The sequence below is a fragment of the Pseudarthrobacter sp. P1 genome (assembly GCF_050156935.1).
Lineage (GTDB): Bacteria > Actinomycetota > Actinomycetes > Actinomycetales > Micrococcaceae > Specibacter.
This window is the reverse complement of record NZ_CP189587.1, coordinates 71,381-95,483: the sequence shown is the minus strand read 5'-3', so window position 1 is coordinate 95,483 and position 24,103 is coordinate 71,381. Positions and strand designations below refer to the sequence as shown.

21 protein-coding genes and 5 pseudogenes are annotated in these 24,103 nt (G+C 63.1%); 11 read left to right on the top strand and 15 right to left on the bottom strand.

The window, feature by feature from the left end:
- Positions 1-210 precede the first annotated feature (210 nt).
- The 4 genes from ACQCSX_RS23050 to ACQCSX_RS23035 all read right to left on the bottom strand — a co-directional run bounded on the left by ACQCSX_RS23050 (position 211) and on the right by ACQCSX_RS23035 (position 3,254).
- On the bottom strand, positions 211-1,062 hold the full coding sequence (locus ACQCSX_RS23050; protein WP_427019441.1) for an MBL fold metallo-hydrolase: 852 nt from the start codon (positions 1,060-1,062) through the stop codon (positions 211-213).
- A 78-nt stretch (positions 1,063-1,140) separates the two neighbouring features.
- On the bottom strand, positions 1,141-1,719 hold the full coding sequence (locus ACQCSX_RS23045) for a TetR/AcrR family transcriptional regulator (protein WP_427019440.1): 579 nt from the start codon (positions 1,717-1,719) through the stop codon (positions 1,141-1,143).
- A 64-nt stretch (positions 1,720-1,783) separates the two neighbouring features.
- Positions 1,784-2,587, bottom strand: coding sequence for a maleylpyruvate isomerase family mycothiol-dependent enzyme (locus ACQCSX_RS23040; RefSeq protein WP_427019439.1), 804 nt, complete (start codon positions 2,585-2,587; stop codon positions 1,784-1,786).
- A gap of 79 nt (positions 2,588-2,666) precedes the next feature.
- Positions 2,667-3,254, bottom strand: a complete 588-nt coding sequence (locus ACQCSX_RS23035) for a TetR/AcrR family transcriptional regulator (RefSeq protein WP_427019438.1) — start codon at positions 3,252-3,254, stop codon at positions 2,667-2,669.
- Between the two features lie 72 nt (positions 3,255-3,326).
- Here ACQCSX_RS23035 and ACQCSX_RS23030 point away from each other — a divergent pair, with 72 nt between their 5' ends.
- The 4 genes and pseudogenes from ACQCSX_RS23030 to ACQCSX_RS23015 all read left to right on the top strand — a co-directional run.
- On the top strand, positions 3,327-4,124 hold the full coding sequence (locus ACQCSX_RS23030) for an SDR family NAD(P)-dependent oxidoreductase (protein WP_427019437.1): 798 nt from the start codon (positions 3,327-3,329) through the stop codon (positions 4,122-4,124).
- Between the two features lie 49 nt (positions 4,125-4,173).
- Positions 4,174-5,001, top strand: a complete 828-nt coding sequence (locus tag ACQCSX_RS23025) for an enoyl-CoA hydratase/isomerase family protein (RefSeq protein WP_427019436.1) — start codon at positions 4,174-4,176, stop codon at positions 4,999-5,001.
- A gap of 47 nt (positions 5,002-5,048) precedes the next feature.
- A complete protein-coding gene (locus ACQCSX_RS23020) occupies positions 5,049-5,903 on the top strand; it encodes an alpha/beta fold hydrolase (protein WP_427019435.1) in 855 nt (284 codons plus the stop codon).
- Between the two features lie 316 nt (positions 5,904-6,219).
- Positions 6,220-7,256 (top strand): annotated as a pseudogene (locus ACQCSX_RS23015) (transposase); the annotation flags it as partial.
- Between the two features lie 18 nt (positions 7,257-7,274).
- On the opposite strand, the pseudogene ACQCSX_RS23010 reads toward ACQCSX_RS23015, so the two are convergent.
- Positions 7,275-8,545 (bottom strand): annotated as a pseudogene (locus tag ACQCSX_RS23010) (IS3 family transposase).
- 53 nt (positions 8,546-8,598) lie between these two features.
- Here ACQCSX_RS23010 and ACQCSX_RS23005 point away from each other — a divergent pair.
- From ACQCSX_RS23005 to ACQCSX_RS22985, 5 genes and pseudogenes are all read left to right on the top strand, one after another.
- A pseudogene (locus tag ACQCSX_RS23005) lies at positions 8,599-9,018 on the top strand (transposase); the annotation flags it as partial.
- 717 nt (positions 9,019-9,735) lie between these two features.
- Entirely contained in the window at positions 9,736-10,842 is a 1,107-nt protein-coding gene (locus ACQCSX_RS23000) for a DUF4236 domain-containing protein (protein ID WP_427019478.1), read from the top strand.
- The gene (locus ACQCSX_RS22995) at positions 10,761-10,979 is read left to right on the top strand and encodes a copper resistance protein CopC (RefSeq protein WP_427019434.1); all 219 of its coding nucleotides are present in this window, start codon (positions 10,761-10,763) and stop codon (positions 10,977-10,979) included. The genes ACQCSX_RS23000 and ACQCSX_RS22995 overlap by 82 nt, the downstream gene beginning before the upstream one ends.
- 135 nt (positions 10,980-11,114) lie before the next feature.
- Positions 11,115-12,137, top strand: coding sequence for a type IV toxin-antitoxin system AbiEi family antitoxin (locus tag ACQCSX_RS22990; RefSeq protein WP_427019433.1), 1,023 nt, complete (start codon positions 11,115-11,117; stop codon positions 12,135-12,137).
- Positions 12,106-12,966 (top strand): hypothetical protein, encoded by an 861-nt coding sequence (locus ACQCSX_RS22985; protein WP_427019432.1) that lies wholly within the window; start codon positions 12,106-12,108, stop codon positions 12,964-12,966. The genes ACQCSX_RS22990 and ACQCSX_RS22985 overlap by 32 nt, the downstream gene beginning before the upstream one ends.
- Positions 12,967-13,179: 213 nt before the next feature.
- On the opposite strand, the gene ACQCSX_RS22980 is transcribed toward ACQCSX_RS22985, so the two are convergent.
- Positions 13,180-13,941, bottom strand: coding sequence for a PDDEXK nuclease domain-containing protein (locus ACQCSX_RS22980; protein WP_427019431.1), 762 nt, complete (start codon positions 13,939-13,941; stop codon positions 13,180-13,182).
- A 353-nt stretch (positions 13,942-14,294) separates the two neighbouring features.
- Between ACQCSX_RS22980 and ACQCSX_RS22975 the strand changes: the two genes are divergently transcribed.
- Positions 14,295-14,864 carry a DNA-binding protein gene (locus ACQCSX_RS22975; RefSeq protein WP_427019430.1) on the top strand — a complete coding sequence of 190 codons (570 nt, stop codon included), beginning with the start codon at positions 14,295-14,297 and terminating at the stop codon, positions 14,862-14,864.
- A 98-nt stretch (positions 14,865-14,962) separates the two neighbouring features.
- On the opposite strand, the gene ACQCSX_RS22970 is transcribed toward ACQCSX_RS22975, so the two are convergent.
- The 4 genes and pseudogenes from ACQCSX_RS22970 to ACQCSX_RS22955 form a co-directional block, all read right to left on the bottom strand.
- Positions 14,963-15,301 carry a hypothetical protein gene (locus tag ACQCSX_RS22970; protein WP_427019429.1) on the bottom strand — a complete coding sequence of 113 codons (339 nt, stop codon included), beginning with the start codon at positions 15,299-15,301 and terminating at the stop codon, positions 14,963-14,965.
- Entirely contained in the window at positions 15,298-16,077 is a 780-nt protein-coding gene (locus tag ACQCSX_RS22965; RefSeq protein WP_427019428.1) for a ParA family protein, read from the bottom strand. Before ACQCSX_RS22965 ends, ACQCSX_RS22970 begins: the two co-directional genes overlap by 4 nt.
- A gap of 116 nt (positions 16,078-16,193) precedes the next feature.
- A pseudogene (locus tag ACQCSX_RS22960) lies at positions 16,194-16,358 on the bottom strand (DUF4113 domain-containing protein); the annotation flags it as partial.
- Positions 16,359-16,490: 132 nt separating this feature from the next.
- Positions 16,491-17,315, bottom strand: a pseudogene (locus ACQCSX_RS22955) (thiamine pyrophosphate-binding protein); the annotation flags it as partial.
- 109 nt (positions 17,316-17,424) lie between these two features.
- Between ACQCSX_RS22955 and ACQCSX_RS22950 the strand changes: the two are divergent.
- Positions 17,425-18,477 (top strand): IS1595 family transposase, encoded by a 1,053-nt coding sequence (locus ACQCSX_RS22950; RefSeq protein WP_427019427.1) that lies wholly within the window; start codon positions 17,425-17,427, stop codon positions 18,475-18,477.
- A 364-nt stretch (positions 18,478-18,841) separates the two neighbouring features.
- Here ACQCSX_RS22950 and ACQCSX_RS22945 read toward each other — a convergent pair whose 3' ends face one another.
- The 5 genes from ACQCSX_RS22945 to ACQCSX_RS22925 all read right to left on the bottom strand — a co-directional run bounded on the left by ACQCSX_RS22945 (position 18,842) and on the right by ACQCSX_RS22925 (position 24,103).
- Entirely contained in the window at positions 18,842-20,215 is a 1,374-nt protein-coding gene (locus ACQCSX_RS22945; RefSeq protein WP_427019426.1) for an MFS transporter, read from the bottom strand.
- A 67-nt stretch (positions 20,216-20,282) separates the two neighbouring features.
- Positions 20,283-20,663 (bottom strand): RidA family protein, encoded by a 381-nt coding sequence (locus ACQCSX_RS22940; RefSeq protein ID WP_427019425.1) that lies wholly within the window; start codon positions 20,661-20,663, stop codon positions 20,283-20,285.
- A complete protein-coding gene (locus ACQCSX_RS22935; RefSeq protein ID WP_427019424.1) occupies positions 20,660-21,403 on the bottom strand; it encodes a hypothetical protein in 744 nt (247 codons plus the stop codon). The genes ACQCSX_RS22940 and ACQCSX_RS22935 overlap by 4 nt, the downstream gene beginning before the upstream one ends.
- A complete protein-coding gene (locus tag ACQCSX_RS22930; protein WP_427019423.1) occupies positions 21,396-22,388 on the bottom strand; it encodes a membrane dipeptidase in 993 nt (330 codons plus the stop codon). The genes ACQCSX_RS22935 and ACQCSX_RS22930 overlap by 8 nt, the downstream gene beginning before the upstream one ends.
- Positions 22,385-24,103, bottom strand: coding sequence for a hypothetical protein (locus ACQCSX_RS22925; RefSeq protein ID WP_427019422.1), 1,719 nt, complete (start codon positions 24,101-24,103; stop codon positions 22,385-22,387). Before ACQCSX_RS22925 ends, ACQCSX_RS22930 begins: the two co-directional genes overlap by 4 nt.

Sequence of the window (24,103 nt, the reverse complement as noted above, 5' to 3'; positions counted from 1 at the left end):
TTTTCGAGACGCCACCCGTGACTCACAAAGAGCACTCTGCTGGCATTTTCATCGGAGGGGCTACACATGTTGAGCACTGCGGGTGATCTCTTTCGCCTCCCGTGACCTATGGAATGCAAAAGGTAGCCGGCCCCGGTGTCAGCTTAAGCCGGTCGCCGAGGCCGGTCCGGCTGGCATCCTGCTGCCGGTAGTTCGGACCTAACTTCGCTCCTATGCCTGGCGGAGGCCCAGGAGAGCCGTGCCGAAGAGCAGTGTGCTCAGATTGACCCTATCCGGGTGGGCAGCGAGCATCTTAGTGGTGAACTCTTCAGCGGTCGGGTTTGTGGCGAGCAGTTCGTTGGCGTCCCGGACGTAGGCGATGGTGGCGTCGAGGACTTCGCTGCCGATGCCGGATTCGGCGCTGCGGTGGGCGGGCACGACGGTTTCGGGCTTGAGGAGCTGGATGGCCTCGAGGGTCTTGATCCAGTTCCGGCGCGTTTCGGGGGTGCTGTCGACGAGGGTTGGGTGCACATCGCCATAGGCAATGTCGCCGACGATGACAGCCTTCAGCTCCGGGATGTGGACATAGGAGGAGTCGCTGACATCAGACTGTCCGGTGGGAACGGCAAGGATCTCGTGGCCCTCAAGCTCGATCCGGCCATTAACGACAGCTTCGGGAACAACAATCTCGGAGCCGATCTCGTGGACAAACATGGGAGCGTAGTTCGTGAGTTCCTTGCGGGTTTGGGCTTCCTCGGCAATTATGTCCACAGTGGGCTGGGTGGCGAGTACCCGGGCCTTGGGGAAGCGTTGTACCAGTGCTGCGGCTCCGAGGAAGTGGTCGAAGTGTCCGTGAGTGATGTAGATGGAGGTCAGTTCCTTGCCGGAGTCTTCGATCCAGTCGGCAAGCCGCTGGCTGTCTGCAACGCCAGGTACGGTGTCCACCAGGATCGCTTCGCGCTCACCCGATACGAGGGTCACTGAAGTGGGCGGCCAGGTCCACCCGCCCTCGGGTGCCGGTAGTGGGATGTTCACGGGCTGGGCCTGGGCAGTGAAGATAGAGAGGTTCAATGGTGTAGTCATTACGGTGTCTCCTAAATAGATATATTTGACTTACAGGTACAAAAAATGATGAAAAAAAATCCCGCGCGTCCCTGCCTCTTAAAGTAGGTCGATTGTCGCGCTAACAACTCGCTGCAGCCGCCCGTCACCACGATCTATGCGCGCTAGTGCGTGGAGGCCGGTGACAGTATTTAGCAGCATGCTGGCTACTTCATCGGCATTCAGTTCGGAGCGCAGTTCCCCGGTTGCCTTGCCATTGAGGATGACCGAGGCAAAAGCCTGCTCGGTGTAGTCGAAAAGTTTGGCTACCTGACGGGCAACTTCCTTGTCGGTGGCGCCGAATTCGACGGCACTGTTGGTAGCAAGGCAGCCCCGCAGATAGGGGTCGGCGAGGTCGGTTGCCACCAGGAACATCAAGGCCCTGCGGAGGCGTTCTTTGGCTGAGCCGGAGGATCCCAACCATGAGGCTAGCTCCGCTTTCTGGGTTTGGAGGTAATGCTCAAGCGCTAGATCGAAGAGTTGCCTCTTGCCGCCAAAGGTGTTGTAGAGGCTCCCCTTGCCAATGCCGAGTGCATCAGCGAGCCCCTGAGGTGTAGTCGATGCAAAGCCCTGACGCCAAAAGAGTTCCATCGCCTGAACGACGGCCACCTCCGGATCAAACTGCTTAACTCTGCCCATTGCTCAAACCTAGCTATTTTGTACCCTCAGGTCAAATTGATTTTGGTGGCCCCACGGTGACCGCTCAAATGATGTTTACGGTGTCCAAATATTGCGCCGCTAGGGCAGTGTCGCCCTCCACTGTCAGCTGCGCATCCCGCCATGATGAGCGCTGGGTTCCCCAGTCCGGGAAGGAAATTGCCGAACCCGTAATGCGTGCCGCGGGAGTCCTTGTTCCGGGTTCGGAGAGGCCGTGGGAATCGATCCACCAGCTGCCGCCGCCCGGTCCGGTCAGCGTCAGGGTGAGGCCTGAGTCGAGACCCGGCAAGGGGGTCATGGATGTCTGGTTGCTCAGGACCGATGTCATCCAGGTGAGCACAGCCTTCATCCGTTCGCTGTCAGAGGGTGGGGTGGGCAGCCCCAGTGCGGGAGTCATGTCGTGACGAAGGTGCGTGTGGAGATCGAACACGAGGGCCCCTCCCACCAGAAGTGCCATGGGATATTTGCCCAGCTCGTTGAGCTGCATGGGGACGTTCCGCAGCGGCGTGCGCCGAACCAGGCTGAGCATGCGGTCCGCCGTCCGGGTTGAGGTCCTGAATTCGGCCATGACCCGCTCTCTGCTCCAGCTCCGGCGAACCTCCACCGGGCCTTCGTTGGCTGCTTCGAGACTGGGCATGCGGGAGGAGAGGACGCCGGCGGGGGTATACATGTTGTGGGCGGTTGAGCCAATATGCGCCACAACGTCTGCGATGCTCCAGCCGACCGCTTTGCTGGGTGCGTTCCATTGGGCATCGGTCAGTCCGCCCACGAAATCGAGCATCACAGCCGTTTCTGCGCGGTATCCTTCCTGGAGATTTTTGAAGTCAGGGGCGGGGAGAGTGGGTGTCATGACGGATCTGCCTTCTTGTGGTGGGCCTAGATGGGTGTAGTTCGGATGGTCTTGCGACTGGGCGGTGCAAACTGAGCGGCTATAGGGTGCGGACCGCTGCTATGGCTGTGTCATACAGCTCGAACAGCGGCGTTGCGCCCTTGCGGCGAAGCCACTCCTCCGTGGCGGCTTGGAGGCAGGTGATGGCGGTGCCCACGACTACCCTCGCTTCGAAAGTCTTGTCGGCCGAGTCGGGGATCTTGGACTCAATCAGGGGGGCGAGTAGGTCGGTCCACCTCGCTTGCTTCTCGGCGTGACCGGCCCTGAGCGCTTCGTTGTCGAACAGCATTAAGGTGATTTCAAGCCGGTGCTGCGGGGTTGCTTCTATCTCGTCGAGAACCTGGAACGCGTAGCGCAGAGAAACCCACACGTCTTCGTTGGCCGGACGCTGGGCCAGCCGTATGGCGATGACCTCACCTTGTTCGGACAGGCCGCTGAGGGCCAGCTCTTCTTTGGTGCGGAAGTAGTTGAATAGGGTGCGCCGGGATACGCCAGCCGCCGCGGCGACCTCATCGACGGTGGTTTCGCTGTATCCCTTTTCGGCAAACAAGACCATCGCGGTCTGGGCAAGGAGCGATCGGACGACGGCCCGGGTCTGCAGGCGAAGGGGAGAAGGCGTTGTAGTCATGCACCAAGAGTACGTTGTTGCAGTTTGAGAAACAACTTGCACTTTGTGCAGAATCCTGCATAGAGTGTGGTTATGAAAACTATTGACTACAGCACACAGATCATCATCGTTACCGGAGCCAGCTCCGGCCTCGGGGCGGAATTCGCCCGCCAGCTCGCCGCCCGCGGCGCCAACCTCGTCCTGATCGCCCGCCGCGAGGACAGACTGGTTGCCCTCGCAAAGGAACTGACCGCCAAACACGGGGTCAAGGTCACCACCATTGCCCGCGAATTGGATAGGCCCGACGCCGGCCGCACACTCCGCGCAGAACTCGAGTCCCGGGGGATCTTCGCCACCGGTCTGGTCAACAATGCAGGCTTCGGTACTCACAATCCGTTCGGCCAGGAAGACCCGGAGCGCCTCCAGCAGCTCATCACCTTGAATATCGCAGCCTTGGTGGACCTCAGCCACGCGTATTTTGACGTCTTCGCAGCCCAGGAGACGAGCATCCTTATCAACGTCGCCAGCCTCCTGGGCTTTATGCCCACGCCCTACCTCAGCGTCTACGGCGCTTCCAAGGCCTTCGTTCTCAGCTTCACCGAATCCCTTTGGGAAGAGGCCAGGGGAACGGGCCTGCGCGTTTTGGCCATCTCTCCCGGTGCAATGAAGACGGAATTCTTCGACACCGCGGGCAGCCAGGCCGCCGACTACGGCGCCCGCCGCGCCCGCCCCGAAGACGTGGTGAAGGCGGCCATCGACACCGTGGACAAGCCCAGGCACCGTCCCTCGCTCATCACCAACGGCCGTCCACTGGCCGTCGCCGCCCGCTTCCTGCCGCGAAGCGCCATCGTGCACTTCATGGGCGCCACCCTCCGCCGCAGCAAACGCTGACCCAACACGCCCCGCCAATCCATTCAACACACCCATCAGGAGCCTCATCATGAACACTGCAAGCACCGTCATCCTGGAACGCCCTACCCCCAAGATCGCCACTATCACTTTTCACAATCCACCTGCCAACGTGGTGGCGGCAGAGACCGCCATCCGGCTCCACGAAATCCTCGAGGATCTCGAAAACGACGCGGATGTCCAGGTGGTCCTCTTCAAGAGTGATGTGCCTGACTTCTTCCTGAACCATTTCGACCTTGCCGCCGTCGACGAGCTGCCGGTGCCCAACCCCGGCGAACTCCCCATCTGGACGGACCTGGTGGTACGCCTGACGAATGCCAGCTTCATCACTGTTGGTTCCATCCGTGGCCGCACCCGCGGCGGCGGAAACGAGCTGGCTTTAGCCCTGGACCTGCGCTATGCCAGTCTGGAGAATGCCTTCTTCGGACAACCCGAGGTGGGTGCGGGCCTGCTGCCCGGCGGTGGCGGCACTGAGCGCCTGCCCCGCTTCCTGGGCCGCGACCGTGCCCTGGAAGCCATCCTCGGCAGCGGCGACTACGACGCCGCGCAGGCCGAGAGGTGGGGCTGGGTGACGCGCGCCCTCCCCGACGCCGAGCTCGACGCTTTCGTCGATGCCATGGTGGCCCGCCTGGCCAGCTTCGACAAGGCCTCACTCGCCGCTGCCAAGGCCGCCGTCAACCGCGCCACCCTGCCGCCGGTGGGCGACCTTGTCACGGCGTTCTCGGAGTTCGTACAGTCACTGGCGCTTCCGGGATTCCAGGTGCGGGCCGCAGCCACCCAGGCAATCGTTGCCGAGGTCGGCCTCGATTTCGAATACAACATGGGCGAATACGTCGCCAAGGCCAACGCCCAGGCATGACCACCCCACTCCCCAAGAAACAACACACACCAGAGCAGGAGAAAATCATGGGCAGCACCACTTACTCAGCAGCAACCGCAACCACGCAGTACATCGAGTCAGGCGGAACAAGCTTTGCGTACCGCCGATTGGGACCCACAGGCGGCGTACCCCTGCTTCTGCTGCACCGGTTCCGCGCCACCATTGACTGGTGGGACCCGCGATTCATCGAGTCGCTGGCTGCAGGGCGCGACGTCATCCTCTTCGACAACGTCGGAATCGGCTACACCGAAGGCTCCCCGCTGACCACCGTGAACGGCTTCGCGGAAGGTGCCATCGCCCTGGCCGAAGCCCTGGGACTGCATCAGGTGGATCTCTTGGGCTGGTCCTTCGGCGGCGTCGTCATCCAGAGAATGGCACTGAAGCGCCCGGATCTGGTCCGCAAGCTGGTCATCGCCGGCAGCGGTTCAGGCACGGCCCCCGGCATGGTGGCCATGCCGGACCGGGTGGCCACCATCATGACCAAGCAAGATTCAGACCTCGAGGACCTGCTGTACCTCTTCTACCCGGAGACCCCGGAGGCCCGCGCCAAGGGCCTGGACCACTTTGGTCGCGTCCAGGCGGAGATGCCCGCAGACGCACCGCAAGTCACGCAGGATGCAGCCATGGGCCAGCTCCAAGCCATCACCGCAACACTCTCCGCTCCCTGGGAGGACGTGGCGCGGGAACTGGCCACCATCGACGCCCCAGTGCTCTACGCTGGCGGTGCCCACGACGTCATGATTAACGCCTACAGCTCCTACGCGGCGGTGCAGGAACTACCCAACGCCAAGCTAGTTCTTTACAGCGACGCCGGGCACGCATTCCTGTTCCAGCACCTCGAAGAGTTCGTCCGTGAAGTCCAGATGTTCCTAGCGAACTAAACGGCACACAGGAGTCGGGGCAATGCAGGAAGGGTGCCATCGAGGCGAAGCCGCGTGCCCTGCACTTCGGCCAACATGCTCCGGATCCCAGCGCCCCGACCGAGGCCATAGTAGCTCTCGAACTATCTTCGGCTCTGGCCCACAGAGGGAGAGCTTCCTCGAATTAGTCCTTCCGACTGTCAGTTATATGAGTTAGCCCGGGGTTTTCATCAGGGTTGGGCTGAGGGGTGTGTTTAAGACACGAAAAGGTGCTCTGACAAGGGAAAATAGGGGTGTCTACGCCGTTATTTCCGTGTCTTGAAGGAGCACCTTTTCGATGCATCAGCCTACCAAGGTCTTCCCGTCCCTCCCGGTCACTTTCACCGGCCAGTCGCTGGTCTCCCATGCCGGGGGACGGATCCTGACCTCATTCATCGACGCCCTCGGGTTCCGGGACCTGTGCGAGGACCGGCTCGGGCAGTTCGTCCCCGCGATGGCCTCACACCGGCCCGGGAGGCTGCTCGGGTCGCTGGCGGTGATGCTCGCCGCCGGCGGCGAGCACGCCTCGGACCTGGACATCCTGCGCGCCCAGCCCGGCGTGTTCGGCAACGTGCCCTCGAACGCAACAGTCTCCCGGTTCTTCGAACGCACCGTGAAGAACCCGGACGTCTTCGATTACGGCTTTTCGACCCTGGCCAAGGAACTGCGGACCCGGGCATGGGAAGCCGCAGGAGACCGCAGCCCGGCGGTGAAGGCGACGGCCGCGGACCCGCTGCTCATCGACCTCGACGCCACCTTGGTGACCTCGCACTCGGACAAGGAACAGGCCACCGGAAACTACAAGGGCGGGTTCGGATTCGCCCCGTTCACCGCCAGCCTCGATTACGGTGCCGGCAGCGGCACCGGGGAGGAACTCGCGGTACTGTTGCGTCACGGCGGGGCCACGGCGAACAACGCCGAGGACCACATCCGCATCTTCGAGGCCGCCATCGCCGTCCTGCCCGACTCCCTCTACGGTGGGACCGGGGAACTGGACGGGGAGAAGATCCTGGTCCGCACCGACAGCGCCGGCGCGTCCCGGAAGTTCCTCTGGTACCGCATTCGCGGGGCGTGCAGTTCTCCGCCTCGTACCCGGTGCCGGTCGGCAAGGCCCACATGATCGACTGGATCAACGACAAGAAATACTGGCAACCGGCCCTGGACCAGGACGGGGTCGAACGCGATGACGCCTGGGTCATCAACGCCACGCAGGTGATCCCGCTCGATGACTACCCGCCGGGGACGAAGATCTTCCTGCGCGCCGAACCGCTGCACCCCGGCGCGACACCGACCCTGCTCGACATCGACGGTCACCGTGTGACTGAACCGCACTGGGTTTTGTAGAGACTCGGTTTATGCAGTCTGCGATGACAGAATACACGCTTTTTGATGGTTGGTTTCATATTCCATTGGCGGGATGTCGCCGATCCCGGTATGCAACCGTTCGGAGTTGTACCAGGTGACCCAGCGCGCCGTTTCGGTCTCGACCTGCTGGCATGATTTCCATGTCGTGCGCCTGTTCCGGTCGATCAGCTCGGTCTTGTACAGACCGATTGTTGACTCCATCAGGGCGTTGTCGTACGCGTCACCCACGGTGCCGATGGAGCCTGCCATCCCGGCGGCGGCGAGCTGGTCCGTGAGCATCACGGAGGTGTACTGGCTGCCGGCATCCGAGTGGTGGATGAGCCCCTCCGGGGTGAACCCCGTCAGCGTCCTCCTGCGCACCGAGAGCGCCTGCGCCAGGGCGTCGGTGACCAAGACCGTCTCCTTGGACGTGGAGACCTTCCAGCCCAGGATCCGCCGCGATGCGGCATCCGTGACGAACGACACATAACAGAACCCTGCGTAGGTCCATACGTACGTGAAATCGGCGACCCAGATCCGGTCCGGGACGCCTGTGTCCCAGCGGCGGTTGACCCGGTCCGGGAACCGGGCCGCCGTGTCGTCCCGGCGCGTGGTGAACGTCTTGCGCCCGCCGCGCAACACCCCGTACAACCCGGCACGGCGCATGAGCCGGGCGACCTGGTCGCGGCCGACACGGTGGCCGTCACGGAGGAGTTTCTTCCACATTTTATGCACTCCATACACTGAGAAATTGGCGGCATGAATGGTCTGGATGACGTCGGTCATCAACTGGTCCGAGACCGCCCGTTTGGACGGGCCGCGGCGGGTCGCCGCGTAGTAGGTCGAGGGGGCAATTTTGCAGCCGTGCTCGGTGAGCACGGTGCAGATTGGTTCGACGCCCCATCGCAGGCCTTTGGTGTCTTTACGCCCCTTGTGGGCCGCAATGAAGGCAACTATCTGGTGTGTGGCCGGTCGATCTCGGCCGCGAAGAAAGCCGAGGCCGCCTTCAAAATGGAATTGGCCCGGCGCAGTTCGGCGTTCTCCCGGCGCAGCTTCTTGACCTCTTCGCTTTCGGCGATTGTTGACCCGGCCCGGGTGCCGTTTTCGATCTCATGCTGGGCAATCCAGGGCCTCATGGACTGCTCGCTGATCCCCACCAACCCACTGACATGCCGCCTCGAAGCAGCCCCTGACTCGGCAGGCATTTCGCCCCGTCGCTCCAGGTACAGGCGCACCACACGGGCCTTGGTTTCCTCGTCAAACTTCTTGCCACTGGCCATGACTCTATTCTCCCTGTGAGGTTGGAGTCTCCACCAAACCCAGTGCGGTTCAGACAGCGTTTCTGACGAACTCCCCGCGCTGGCACGGACCTTTTCTGGATGCCCGGCACCGGGCCCGCGGCCGGGCCGAGAACCGCATCAAAACCCTAAAGAACACCGGGCTCGGAAAGCTCCCCTTCTTCGATTTCGCTGCCAACCAGGCCTGGGCCAACCTCGCGGTCCTGGCCGCGAACCTGGTCTCCTGGCTCCAGCTCACCGCCCTGCCCGACGGCCACAAAGCACGGGGCTGGGACATCAAACGCTGGCGCTACCGGCTCTTCGCCACCGCCGGGAAAATCATCACCCGCGCCCGCCGGAACCACCTGCTGCTGCCCGCCGCCGCGCCGGAGCAACCCCTGATCAGCGCCCTGCTCGAAGCCATTGAACGGATCGCCGCAGCCGCGAACCGCCCCGCGGTCCTCCTGCGGGCCTGACACCGCAACCCCCCGTCAACCAACGAGCAGGAAAGAAGAACACCAACGGGAACAGTGGAAGCCCGCGCACAGCCCGGCGCCCCCGGGTCCATCAGCCACACCCGAAATCCGATTCAGCCCGCCGGGACGGCAAAACCCGCACCCAACGCCCCGACCGCCGTCCGATGAAAAATCCGGGCTAGCCGGTCCCGTGCTAAAAGTTCGCGTGCAAAAACCCGCACTTTGCAAGGGACTTGCAATTGGTAGCACGAGCGATTGTGTCCACGCCCACCCCGTCATCAGCACCTAGCGCCAAACAGCGATCACAAAACACCGCCAGGAAGCGTTAACCACCACAGGCCGGGGCGGCGGCCTTTTGGAAAAGCGCACCAGGTGATGCTGCCGCGGCCGGTGGAGGACTGGCTTACGGGCGCTGGTGCGACACCGAGCGATCACAAAACGCCGCCACATAGCGATCAAATCCACACCCGAAAGTCACCCTAACCTGACGCTGCAGCAAAATTCCATCCTGACGTCAGGTTGGGGTATACCCCAAGATGACATCGGTACGATCGAGGGCCGAGAGTCGCGGTTCCTCAAACCTGACGATTCGATGGTCACCTCCGTATGAACCGCAGTCGAACGACGAGGCTGCATGACCAATGGCCGAAACGTTCGTGTTCAGTTGAAGGAACAACAGGACCTGCTGCAACAATGACACTCACTGGTTTGATTGCGATGCTGGCCGAGTGCTGCGCGTGGGGGTGCATGGTGGGTTTTTACGTTCGGAAGAGCCTGAAAGCTGGACCGTTTAGGTTCAATGTGAGCCAATCAGGGCTGGGCATCAGCGCCGGTGTCCCTGGCTTCAGGGTCGGTACCGGACCCCGAGGCAATTATGTGCGCATGGGGGCCGGCGGTGTCTACTACCAGGCAGCACCTGGCAAAGGACACCGTCCTAACCAATCGGGCCATAGTCCCGGCTGGTCAGAAACTTCGATCCCTGTTTCGGCAGACGTTGCTTTCGAAGACCAACGAGGCACAAGCGTCCAGTCGCTTGTGCCAACTTCCTCCGACGATCTTGTACGGCAACTTAACGAGGTTGCGAGCCGCAAACCGCTGACCCGGTGGATTGTAATCGCCTTGCTTCTGCTTGCAGCGACCACAATGCCCTTTGGATTCCTTGTCCTGCTTCTCGGAATTCCCTTGGTTTGGTGGATGGTTTTACGTGACCGAGCCAGACGTTCAGTCGTCGTTTTCTATGACGTCAACGACGAGCACGCGCGTCAGTTCCAGTCCCTCGTCGACGCGGGGCACTCTTTGGCTCAATCGCAAAGAATCTGGCGGATTAACGAATCGGGCTCCCTGCGCGGGGGCTACCAGCAAAAGGTCAACGCCGGCGCCGGCGCTCTAGTTCGTCGCTCCGCGTCTACGTTCACACACGACGGGCTCAAGGAACTCGTGACCAACATCGAGGTTCCGGGCGTATCTTCCGACGGAACGTCAATGTACTTCCTGCCGGACCGCATTCTTCTCTCACACAATGGTGAGTTCACCGACATCGGATATGACTCTCTGCGCATCCAGGAACGGCAAACCGACTTCATTGAGTCCCCCGGTGTCACGCCCTCGGACGCCGTCCAAATTGGGACGACCTGGCAATATGTGAATAAAAAGGGCGGTCCGGATCGCCGGTTCAAGAACAACCCGGTGCTGCCCATCATGAAGTACACCAACCTCGAACTGGACAGCACGGGCGGCTTCCGTTGGATTCTTCAGGTATCAAACGCACAAGCTGCCACACGGTTCGCCGGAGAGCTGCGGTCAGGCGCGTCACCCAGGCCGTAAAGCCTGGCTCCCCGGCCGACACCTACACCGTTCAATGGCGGATCGTATCCTCCGGCTCCCACCCCATGGGACTGCCCCGGCTTTGCTTAGCTCCTTGTCAAGCAATGCCGGGGCAGTCCCCATCGTCCACATGGTGAAGCTGCCTCCCATCTCCCAGCCGACCTCCCACACCCCGATTCCAGGTCAGTCTTCAACTCGAGGATCCATATGTTCACTTTTTATGAATATTCAATTAGAATGAATGTTCAACCTAGGTGAACAGAGGAGGGGTGATGCTGGAAGACCGCCTCCACATCGTTGTACAACATCTGGCCCAGTACGGCATCGACGCACGCGTGGGAGAGTCCGATTGGTCCCACCCCGCGTTCGAGCACCCGCTCCTCACCCTGCAGCGGGAGGCTGAACGCCAGACCTTCATGATCCTGGATCATGCCCTGACGCAACCAGTCCTTCCGTCCGGGGACCAGGCGAAGCCCCTGATCGTCCAGGACTACATCGACGAAAAGCAGGCTAGAGACTACCGGGCCCGGAATCTGAATTTCGTCGATGAGGCCGGCAACGCCTTCATCGCCTTCGGGAACGTCTATGTCGACGTCCGAGGCCGCCGCCTCAGCCGCCGGATACCCGGGCGGAAGGACGCCCGGACCGGCGCTTCCGCCCCAGGCGTGAACCTGTTCAGCGCAGGCCGGTCCCGGCTGCTGTTCGTCCTGCTGACCTGGCCCTACGTCCCGCGCCTGACAATCCGGGAGATCAGCACCTTGTCCGGGGTCTCGGTCGGTCTTGCCCAGGAGACCCTGAAAGTCCTCCAACGAGAGGAATACCTCTCCCTCGGACCCGGCCCGCAGCTGTTGAGGCAACGCGCGCTCTTCGAACAATGGGTCATGACCTACCCCCATCAGCTGGCCCCGCGACTGGCCCTGGAATCCTTCAGATCATCAACTCCGGGCCTTCACGGTCCCTTGGTACCGGGAATGGAAGTCAGCGGAGAAAGTGCCCTCCCCGATCTGCTCAAACCATCGACACTGACCGTCTATGTCGACGAGTTCACACCCCGCATGGCAGTGGAGAACAAGTGGCGCAGGGATGAGCACCCCAATGTCTTTCTCAGGCACAAGTTTTGGACGGACCCGGGCAGTCTCGACATCGAAGCCACGATACCGGCCGGGACCCTGCCCACTGTTCCCAGCACCCTCGTGTACGCCGATCTGCTCGCCAGCGGTGAACCCCGGCAGCGCGAAGCCGCCTCGATCCTGAAGGAGCACGATGATCGACTTCTCCGCATCTTCCGCTCATGAGTTCGGCCCCCTGTGCACCGTCCTGCGCAGCGTTGCGGACTTCACCCCCGGACCGGGTGAACGGATCATGCTCGTGGGCGCGTCGGCACGCGACTTGATCCACCAGGGCCTGGGGTTTGATGCGGAGCTGGCCAGCACCACCGACATAGACATTGCCATCGCCGTACCGGACCGATCCGCCTACCAATCCCTCGTCACCGATCTCGAACCCGAGGGAGACACCCGGATCCGCTTCCGCATCGACAACCGGTCCGTGGACCTCATACCCTTTGGCGGAATCGAGCACCCCACAGGAACAGCCATCCCCCACCCTGACGGACACACCGTGGACGTCTTCGCCTTCCAGGAAGTCTTCGACGGAGCCGACCTGTACCGATTGCCCGAGGGCATTGAGGTTCGGGTGCCGACAGCCGCCGGCTATGCCGCCTTGAAAATCAAGGCATGGGTGGACATGGGAGCCCTGGGCTGGACAAAGCATGCCCGGGACCTCAGCTACGTCTGCATGTGGTACCAAAACAGCCCGTCCCTCCACGACTCCCTCTACGACTATGAGAAGGACGCCGACCTGTTCGAGCGTGCCGACTTCGACCAGGACCTGGCCTCCACCTATCTGTTGGGCAGACACATCCGCACCGCCATCGGGGACGACCTTGCCAACCAGCTGGCCACCCTATGGGACCCCGATAGCCGGAAACTCATGGCATCAGCTGAACGAAGCGACAGGTTTCTCTCCACGCCAAAGGCCCGGGACTACGACACCAGGCTTCAGTACTTCAACGCGATCCACGCCGGACTCTCAACCGTCCCAGGCCGGGGCGATGGGGACTGACTTGGCAGTTTGGCTTCCTTCATCTGCCCAGGGTCAGCCCCTTGCCTCCACCACCGGCGAAAGTCGTGGATCCTCCAACAGCCCGCGAACACACCGAATGCCCGTAGCGTCGTTCCGGAACCCGACATTGCACGCGGTCTAGGACGGAGTCGCCGTACTCGGCCACGCCCGCGACGGAGACGGGTTCGTGGCTCGCGCCGAAATGGGCCCCTTTCAGGCAGCGACACCAACCGTCCTCGGAATAACCCCAGAATCGGAACAATCGATATAGAAATCGTCTCCGCCAACCTCAAGATGCACCTGGCGGCCGGCAAACGCGAACCCGGCGCCGAACTCCATCAGCGTCTGAGCCATGCGCACCGTCATGGCCTCCTCGATCGCAGCCTCATCAGCCTCGGCACCCAGCCCAAGGAAGTCCAGCACCAGCGGATCCTTGGCGACCTCATGCGCCAGGTCCGACCCCTCCCCCGGTAGCCGTGCCTCGAGATTGTTTGGAGCCGATCCTTCGCGTTCGTGAAGCTTCGAGGCAATCTGGTGTTCCAGGACAGCAAGGGACCAGCCGTGGCGCACGGCCCGGGCCGCGTACCATTCACGCAGCCCCTGGCCCTCCACCCGGTCAAGAAGGGCAACGTTGTGGCTCCAACTGATTTGTGCAGACACTCTCTGCACAAATTCCTCCCGGCCATCCCACGCCTCCGCGAAGGCGCGCATGTAGTAGAGGTTCCGGCGCGACAGGCCCCGCATATGTGGAAATTCCCGGCGCAGGTCATCGGCCAGGCGCCCCAGCACCTTACTCCCCCACGGCTCGGCGCGCTGCTGCCGCAGGATTGCCCGCCCGATGTCCCAATACAGCGCGATCATCGCCGCATTCACTACCCGCTGCGCGCCCACCTGGGCCGCGCGCACGGCCTCCTTGAGTTCGGCCAGCAGACCGGCGTAGTCGTCGGGACGCGGAGAGATCTGGCCGGAAGTCATCAGCCCATCCTGTCGAGCACCACCCTCGTCCCCGCCGGCAACGGTACCTGGCCGATGGGCGCCGCCATCACGGCCGCTCCCGCCCCGGTCCACCTTATAAAACGAGGAGGTGGATCTGTCCGCCGACCAGCGCATTTGGTCGGCAACCCGCATATCGGCCATCAGTCGGCGGTGGCACCGGCCGATCACACCGCCGCACCGCCCGCGGGCCCAGTCCGGGGCCTGCAGGGTCCGGGGTACCAATCCGCGCGACGCCCGTGTCCCGGCGTGGTGGGTGGATACAGGGAAATAGTAGGAGTAGTATGATTCTTACTACTCCTACTACTTTTCCAGAGGTTGAGATGTCCCAGAGCGTGAAAGAGCGTGTCTACGCCGCCGCCGAGCAGATCAGCGCCGACCGCCGCCCCACCGTCTCCACGGTGCGTGCCGCCGCGGGCGTCAGCAACGCCGACGCCACCCGGTACCTGAAGGAATGGTCGGAGGAAAAGATGGCTGCCGGCAGCCAGATCGCGGCCACCCCGTCGGCGCTGCTTGACCAGGCCACCCGGCTGGCGGGTGCCTGCTGGGCTCAAGCCACCACCCTGGCCGATGCCCGCCACGCGGCGGTTGAGGCGGCCTGGGCGCAGGAATCCAGGGACAAGACCCTCGAGCTGGCGGAGCTCGCCGCTGACCTGGACCGGACCGCCACCGAGCACGACGGGATCACGGCCGACCTCAACGCTAAAGTCACCAGCCTGGAGCAGATGCTAGCCGCCGCCCGGGAGCAGCTGGGCGCCGCACAACTCGCCCGGAAGGCTGCCGAAGACGCCGCGTCGAAGGCGCTGGTTGAACTGGCCAGGTCTAAGGCCCGTGCCGAGACGTTGCGTGAGGCCCACGAAGCACTTCTAGCCAGAGTGGTCCCCGAGGCTGGCCCCATCGCCTAACGCAGGGTTGTCCGCCAATGACGAGAGGCCCGGCAGATGCCGGGCATCTCGTCATTGGCGGACCTTATTAGATACTTCCCCGATTACGACCTTTGTAGTTAGGACGTCTTTCCCCATCGAGCAACGATGGCCTGTTCAAGGGCTTCGCGTTGGGTAATCCCATATTCGGCCATTGCCTGGTCCAATATTTCCACCACGCTGACCGAGAGCCGTGGGCCAATGGGAATCGTTGCTTCTCGCCGTTTAGCTGGTGCTTTGGGAGGAAGAATCTGCATCGGCGGCGGAGCACTGTATGACGAGATTGGTGTCGACGCGGTATTGGCCGGCCGAGCTGTCGGTGCCGGTGATACGTCTACTGGATCCACTTTCTCGTCTGGGGCGGGCGCGGGTCCACGCCGGGGCAGCAGGTCGGGGCGGTCCTTTTTGAATTCGGTCATCGGAGAATCCTTCCGGCTAGTTCGTTGTAGGCGTCCACTACGGGCTGGCCTTTTCTGTATTCTCCGTACCATTCCTGCGTAAGACGCATTTCCTGGACGATGGTCCTATGTGGCACCAGCGGAGTCAGGAGCATTCCCGTTTCGCGGAGGGAGTCGATACTGGCGGCGGCGATTCTACTCATGATCGTTTCTTGAACCGCTCCGACGACAATGCCAGCCTCGACAAGGTTGACCGGCGCCCCGATGAGCTCCCGTGAGCGTTTGAAGTGTGCAACGGATCGGCGGGCACCGGCTACACCATCCACACCATCGGTGGTGGCTGTGGCCGCGTAGACCACCGTATCTGCGGCGTTGAGCGCAGCGAGTGTTAGGGGACCACCTTGGCGGTTAGGGCAGTCGATTACCACCAGATCGGCATCGACACCAATGAGGGAAGTGCGCAGTCGCAATTCGGCGTGGTCTGCCCTGTCTGCCTCACGGTTGGAAACACTTCTCGCAGACGGGACGACTTTCAGAGTGGGCATCCAGGTGCTTTGCAGCGCCAGGTCGTTTGCCCATCCTTCGGGATTCTCATCTCCCAGAATCGCACCGACGTGCCGCCATTCCTCCGTCGGGGCTACACCCAACCATTTGGTGGCTGCCGCTCTTGGATCTAGGTCGATGAGAAGGACTTTCCGACCTGCCGCAGCGGCCGTGGCGGCTAACGATACGGCGGTGGTCGTTTTACTTGCACCACCGGATTCGCTGTAGGCCATGACGATCTGAACACTATTCATCACTCGACCCTATCCATCCTCTTGCTCGCGTTCAAGCTTGCTTGATTTCTTTCCAGCAAGCTTTCTTGCTAGCAAGAAAGCTTGCTGTCACGCTAGCAAGCTCGAGTATTTGGCCGTCAGGAGGCTTTGGCGACGGGCAGTCCGTCCCAGCGTGTGGTGTACCTGGGGGAGAGCATCTCGCGTCTCATGGACCAGTCCGGCCCGCCCTTCACGCCGGAGGCGCCCAGGCCGATGCTGCCGCGCCCGTATTTCTTGCCCACCGCTTCCAGCAGGGTGCCGATGTGGGCGTCGCTTGTGAATTCGGACAATATTTAGCGGTACGTGGTGTTTGTACGACGGACGGGCCGGTACTTTCCGGATTTGGTGGTCCGCCAGGTGTAGTCGCCGGTGAGGTTGATGTGGTCCCAGCCCAACGGCGAGGGGTGTTTTAGGTGGGCGGGATCTGGCGGGTTTGCGGTGTTGTTCAGCGTGGTACCTTCGGTGCGCCATTCGGCGGCCGCCGGGATGTGGTGTTTTTCCAGCCACCGGGTGAGCTGGTTTGCACCGTCTTGGCTCCAGTCGTTTCCGCCGGTTACTACCAGGGGTTTGCGGGAGTCTACGAGGGCTGTGGCGAAGGCCTCGGAGTCCGCGGTTGTCATTCCTCCGGGGCGAGTGGGATGGGCGGGTGCAGTGCCGGGTTGATCTGCTCGCGGATGATGTCCTCCGGCAGGCCCACGACGACCGGTCCGGGACGGCCGCTCATCGCGGCGAAGAAGGCTTCCGCCACGATTTCGGAGGCGCGTTCGGCGTGGTCGAGGACCATGACGCGTTTGGCGCCAGTGTCGAACCAGGACTTGATGTCGAATTCTTGGAAGGCTTCGCGGTCTCGGTGGGCAAAGGGAATCAGGCCGACGAAGAGCACTAGGGGCGTGGAGTCCTGCCAGGCCGTGTGTAGCCCAACGTGGGCATTTGCTGCACCGGGACCCCTGGTGACCATAGCGACGCCGGGGAGCTGGTTCATTTTCCCATCGGCTTCTGCCATGTAGCTGGCGCCGCCCTCATGGCGGCAGATGATGGTCTCGATCGGGGAGGTGTGCAACCCGTCCAGGACCTCGAGGTAACTTTCGCCGGGGAACCACGTGGACACGACGGACGCCGTGGGCGAGAAGCGAATCGACAATGACGTGCCCGGCGGACTTCAGTGTGGTGGCGCCCCCGGAAATGGGGACGGGGTGTGATGAGAAGAGGGTCTGAGTCATCGTGGACCCTCTTGAGTGCCGGGTCGCCCAGCCGGCATGTCCTGGTACCCACCTGCCCGTTGGGTATAGCCGGTCTGGGGTAGTCAGCTGACCGGACTAAAATGAGGGTGTGGACGAGTTCCAGCCCCGGGCTGGGGTGGATTACCCGCGCTCTGCCGGGGAGTTCCGGGCATGGTTTGCGACCGATGCTGATTGTCTGGACTATCTGGATTGGCTGCGCTGGCCGGATGGCTTCGTTTGCCCGCACTGCTCGCATGCCGGCGGGTGGGTTATGGCCGACGGGCGGCACAAATGTGTTGCCTGCGGCGCCCGGACGGCCGTCACGGCAGGGACTCTCTCCGATCGCCGCCGGACACCGCTGACGGTGTGGTTCACGGCCTGCCGGCTGTTTTCCATGCAGAAGAACGGCATCTCCGCCCAGGGCCTGCAACGGTCGCTGGGGATCGGCTCATACCCGACGGCGTGGGCGATGCTGCACCGGTTGCGCTCGGTGCTGGTGCGTCCGGGCCGGGAACGGCTGGCCGGCGTGGTCGAGGTCGATGAAACATTCATCGGCGGCTACGAGCCAGAACTGGCCGGCGGACGTGCCCGCGGCAAGAAGGCCCCGGCCGGTGTCGCGGTCGAGGTCACCGAACCGGCGGGTTTCGGCCGGGCCCGCATGGCGTTGCTGACGGATGCCACGGGGCCGTCACTGCATCACTTCGTCGCGGAGAATGTTGCACCGGGCACCCTGGTCATCACCGATGGCTGGGCCGGCTACCAGGGCATCGGGGCGCTCGGCTATGGCCACGAGCCGCGCAGCCAACGCGCTGCCCGCGCCCGCGGCGAGGACCCGGGGCCATTGTTGCCGGCGGTCCACCGCGTCATTTCATTAGCCAAGCGCTGGCTGCTGGGCACCCACCAGGGCTCGGTCGGTGAGGCGCACCTGCAGGCCTACCTCAACGAGTTCGTGTTCCGCTTCAACCGCCGCCACTCCACCAGCCCGGGCCTGATCTTCTTCCGCGTGCTGCAACTCGCCGTCGCCCACGACCCGGTACGCTACCGCGGCATAGTCGCCGATCCCGGGCCCAAACCAGCCCACCCCACTCCGCCCCGGAAAAACGGCCACCCACAAACCCTGGAGAGCCCTGACTCCGACCGGCCATGGCGAGACCGAGACTAGGCCGGTCAGATGAATACCCCAGTAGCCGGTTATCGGATGATTGGCATTGCCGGACAACTTCATGGTGCCTCCTTGTCTGGGTATGTTTTATCCTTCGGGCGGCTGCGGGAAGGCCCTGCTGCCTGGTGGGGTCGGGCCAGACTTTGGAATTGGAACCGCGTCCCATGGGTGGGGAGGGCATGCCGGCTGGCTGGGGCGAGGACCACCGGGTTGACGAGCCAGGAACCACGCGGCATGCCCGGTCATCGTGCCCGGAGCCCGCGAGAGACCGCTGCGCCGGCACGGACCCAATGGATGTGCCGGCGTGAGCGTTTTTCGGACGCGGATGCGGTGGAATAATCGTGTGGCCGCGTCGGTGGTGGGCTCAGGCATGGAGCGAGGCGGCGTCTTCGAGGTTCTTGCCCTTGGTTTCCGGTGCCATGAAGTAGCTTGCACCCGCGCCAACCAGAGCGATCCCGGCGGCAATCCACATGGTCCCCGAGAGGCCCAGGTGCGTTAAGGCCAGGGGTGTGGCGAAGGTGCCGATGGCGGCGCCAATGCGGCTGGTTCCTGTGCACAGGCCCACGGCGGTGGCACGAACCTTGGTGGGGAACAGCTCATTGGGGTAGATCCATTCCAGGATCGAGGGGCCGCCGTTGAAAATGGCGTAGAACGCGAAGGCCAGGGCAATCAGGCCCAGGGGCGCGGTGGGGAAGATGGCCAGGAACAACAACCCAACACCCGAGAGGACGAATCCCCAGATCAGGACGGGCCGGCGGCCGAGCTTGTCGACCACGAGGAGGGCGACAATGTTGCCCACCAGGAAGAACAGGTTGATCAGCCCGTAGCCGATATTGGCTGCATCACCGGACTCGAGGTGGAACAGGGCCAGGATCTGGGGTCCGAACGCGTAGATCGAGAACAAGGTCACGATGGTGCAGGTCCAGAAAATGGAGATGAAGATGACCCGGTTCAGGTAGCCGCCGGTGAGAACCATCTTGAAGGCTTTTTTGGTGCTGAGCTTGACCGCATTGGGGTCGTGGGCGGTGATCCCCTCCAGCGTCGCACCCTCGCCGATGGCCTTCTTCAAGATGTCCAGGGCCTCCTGCTGGCGTCCCTTGCCAACAAGCCAGTGCGGGGATTCCGGGATGGTGGCCCGGGCAATGAGGATCACTACCGCAGGCACTGCCGAGGACAGGAGCATCCAGCGCCAGCCATCATCGAGTGACAGCAGCCAGTATCCGACGAACGCGGCGACGGTGGCCCCAACAAACCACATGGCATTCAAGCCTCCCAGCAGGCGGGCCCGCCAATTCGCGGGGACGAATTCGGCGACCAGTGCGGTGGCGATGGGATAGTCGGCGCCGACCGCGATGCCGATGAGCAGGCGCAGCGTGAACAACTGCCAGGGCTCGCTGACCCAGAACTGCGCGATCGAAAACACGATGATCGCAACCAGGTCAATCGTGTACATGAGTTTGCGGCCGATTTTGTCGGTGATGTTGCCAAAGACCAGCCCGCCAATGAAGACCCCGACCAGTGCCGAGGCGCCGATGAGCCCGTTCCACCACTCATTCATCTGCCATTGGGGAATGATCTGGACCAGGGCGATGCCGATAATGGCCAGAATGTAGCCATCCAGGAAGGGCCCGCCGGAACTGAAGAGGGTCAGGCGTTTGTGGAACGCGTTCAGCGGTGCTGAATCGATGGTGAGTTGCGATGCGGGTGCCGGAGTGGGAGATGGTGCGTGCGAGAGCATGATGGTTCCGATCTGGGCTATGGGAAAGCGACAGTGGTTACCCAACAGATCCATGGCCGTTGTTCGGTCAGGCTGTTACGGCTGCGACGGCATCAATTTCGATGCGCTTCTCACCACGGAACCGCGCAACCTGCACGGTGGTCCGGGGAGGCAGGGGATGGCCGCTGAGCCTGGTGAGGTAGGCGGCGTTGTAGTCCTCGAACTCGTCCAGATCCGCGAGGAAGACGGTGAGCTTGAGGAGGCTGGACAGGTCCGAATGTGCACCCGACAGGGCGTTTTCCAGGTTGTCGAAGGCTTGGACAACCTGGCCGGCAATGTCGGCAGGGGTCGAGCCGTCGGCACGGGTGGGGACCTGCCCGCAGAGAAAGACGATGCCGTTCACGGCGGCTGAGGCCGAGTAGGGCCGGGGCAAGCCGTCGGAGAACTGGGTGCGCTCGATGCTGCTCACCGGTCCGCCATCAGGTAGTTCCGGGAGAGCTGATACATGCGATGCCATTCTTCTTCACGTACTTTCAAGGGTTTTTGGGAGATGCTGACGTCCAGGTGGGCCAGATCGTTGGTGCCGGGAAGGACGACGACCGTGTTGCCGCCTTCCGACGGGGGCAGCAGCGACGCGGCAATGGCGGCGTTGGGCGGCTCCGTTGCCGAGGTGACTGCGCCGTTCTGGACGGTGAGGTATTCCGTGCTGCCGCCGACATCAGTGGTCGCGGTGGCGGACAGGGCGATAATGATGGTGCGCTGCAGGCTTGCGCTGCGCCGCAGGAGCAGGTCGTTCCACAGTTGGCGCGGGATTCCGGCAACCGTGGTTCGTGCCACGCGAACGTCCCCTGCGGCGCCGCCGGCCGCCAGGTCAATGAGTTGCATTGCAGAACGCAGTGCCGGCTGCCCCGGGCAGTCGAGTTCGTGGACGGTGACACCGGCCCACGACGTCGCCCTGGTGCCGGCGGCTCGCATGGGCTGTGCCCAGTCTGCGCAGAGCAGCTGTTCAAGGAGGGCAAGCCCGTGATGCGAGTCGACTTCGGCCCGCAGGACGGCCAGTCCGCCCTCCCGGGCTTCGGCAGGGTCCGCGCCCGCGGCGCACAAGGCACGGAAGGCTGATTCGGTGATCTCTCGGGGCTGGACGGAGGCGACGGCTGTCACCCGGTCACCATCAGTGGCACCAGTGAGAATGGTGGTGTTCTCAGACATGGGCCTTCTCCTTTGTGTTGTCCATGACCTCGGTGAACAGGCGGCTGAAGTTTCCGCCCAGGACCGCGCCGATGGTCTCATCTGTGAGTCCGGCGGTCACGAGTCCGTCGGTGAGCCGTGGAAAGTCTTCGGGCCCGGTGAACCAGTTGGGCCAGGCCGGCCAGGTGGGTGAGTCTTCCGGTGCCGTGGGCTGCCAGCGTCCGTTGCGGAGCCACCCGACGAATTCGTGGTCCCACCCGCGGGTGCAGTCGCTGCCCAGGCCGATGTGGGAAGGCCCGTACTGGTCCACCATGCGTGAGACCATGGCGGCGAAGCTCTCGATGCTCACGTGTTCGCCGCCGCTGACGGTGGGGTAGAGGCAGCAGCCGATGACCCCGCCACGGTCCACGAGCGGTTGGATTACGTCGTGGGGCTTGTTTCGGGGTGTATCGAAGAACCAGAGCGGGTTGGAATGGGTAATCGCCACGGGGACGGTCGAGGCCTCGATCGCCTCGCGGCTGGTCCGGTATCCGACGTGGGAGAGGTCAATGAGCATCCCGACACGGTTCATCTCCGCCACCACGACACGGCCGTAGCGGGTGAGCCCGGAGTCCTCGGCCTCGAAGCATCCGCCGCCGAGCAGGTTCTGGTTGTTGTACGTCAGCTGGGCAATGCGGACGCCCAAGCGGTGGAAGAGTTCCACATACCGGTAGTCGTCTTCAAACGGGCTGGTGTTCTGGAAACCGAGAAAAACGGCGATTCTGTTTTGCTGTTTGGCGGCTTCAATGTCGGCGCCGCTGGTGGCCAGGAAGAAGAGATCCGGGTTGCGGTTGGCCAGTTCAAGCCATTGGGCGATGGACCGGATGGTTTCAGCCGCGTTTTCCCAGACGGCGCAGGTGGCGTTGACGGCGCTGACGCCGCCCGTGCGCAGTTCCTCCAGGACCGGTCGGCTCCAGTTGCTGATCTGCAGGCCGTCCACGACGGTTGCCTGCTGGTGCACGCTCATGCGTTCCCTCCTTCGGGAGCCAGCGGAAAGAGCCAGTCGTCATCGTCGATTCCGTTCAGGACGTCCGCCACGCGCGGTGCTCCGCTGAACAGGGTGACGCGGACCCAGTCAGTTGACTGGGGGCTGAAGTTGTTCATCCCGTAGGTGGCCAACTGGAAGCGTTGGGTGCTCAACGGCAGGAAGTCGGCATCCAGAAGATTGTCGCGCAATTCGCCGTAGTGGTACTGCCGGGTTTGCTGGATCCGTTCGGCGGCGAACCGGTGGCACGGATGCGCCAGCAGGAGTTCGGCCACGCTGGCCTCGGCGGGAAACCCCTCCAGGTCGGCGGCCAGGGCATTGATGCGGCGGACGATATCGGTGCAGTGCTCCACCGCTCTGCCAGTCAGCTCCGCCCGCTGCGCCCGGCGTGGTTCTTCACTGTTGGCGGAGGAGTACCAGTAGTAGCTGGAGCGCTCCGGGGCGGCAAAGTCATAGCTGCGCGCCCAACCATAGTTCTGCTCCAAAAGCTGCCGCAGCTCACGGCAGCCCATGGCGGGGTTGAAGGGTGGCGCACCTGCCACTGTGAGCAGGGCTTCGGCTTCGTCATCAAAGCCGGTCTGGAGTTCAATGACGATCGAGGCGAAGATGCCGCGGACTTCCGGGCTGAGGCCGGCCGCCATGTCGTGCAGGCGGGCCAGTACCGGGGCGGACTCCTGGCTGGATGCCATGAACGTCTGAAGGTCCGAGCGAAGCTGGTGAAGTTGGGGCCTGATCAATTCCGTCGAGAGGAACGGGACCGTCTTGAGCTCCGACTTTTCCGCCAGGTGCCGGTCGGCCCTATCCAGAAGTCCAGCGATCCGCCCCAGATCCGGGTGGTCCGGTGCGTAGCTGGCGGCAAGCCCTGCCGCGAGGGGAACCTCCCGAAGCCGGCACCAGGCATCAAGGTAGTCGGGGTGGTTGACGAGGAAGGGAACCATGCCCAGGCCGGTCGCGTTGCCCAACCCGAAGTATTTGGCCCAAGCCGCGTCCAAGGAAACGGCTACGGTGCCGGCGGCCAGGGCCTTGGCCCTGGCGACGTGTTCCACCATATCCATGCTGAGCTCGCGCAGCAGCCAGGCCGCAAGCATCTGCGAACGATAGGGGACGGACAACGGATGGCCGGCCGGGATGTTGGCCAGTTCCTTGAGCCCGAATTTGCCATTGCCGTAAAACGCGGTGCTGCGGATCAGGTAGGGGCTGGGGCCGATCTTGTCGACGTCGGGCTGGTTCCCCGTGGAGAGGCAGTCGCTGACGTAGTCGAAGAAGCGGGCGCTGCGGTTGGCCCGCGTCATGATGATCGTTTCCGGGTCGGTGCGGCCTTTTTCCTGGAACGGGACATTGCGGCGAAGGTCGGCTTCGCGCTCCATCGTCAATTCGCCGTCGACGAGGGCGGCCGTGATGTCCCACGCGTTGGCGATGACCCGGTCGGTGCGATCACTTTCTTCCAAGACCTGGCAGAAGGCGATGAAGTTCAGCTCGAAGCCCTCGGCATTGACCGTGTACACGGCGGTCCCCCGTCCCAGGTTATCCAGGTCCAGGCGGGTCTTGGCCACCGTCCAACGGTGAGAGGCCGCGCGGCGGAGCATGGTGCGGGCAAAGCTGTGGCGGGTGGCCCAGGCGCCGTTCATGTCGGCGCTGGAGAGCACTTCCTCCGGGGACCGGAGCTCGTGCACGGTTCGTTCGTCCTGAAGCGTCAT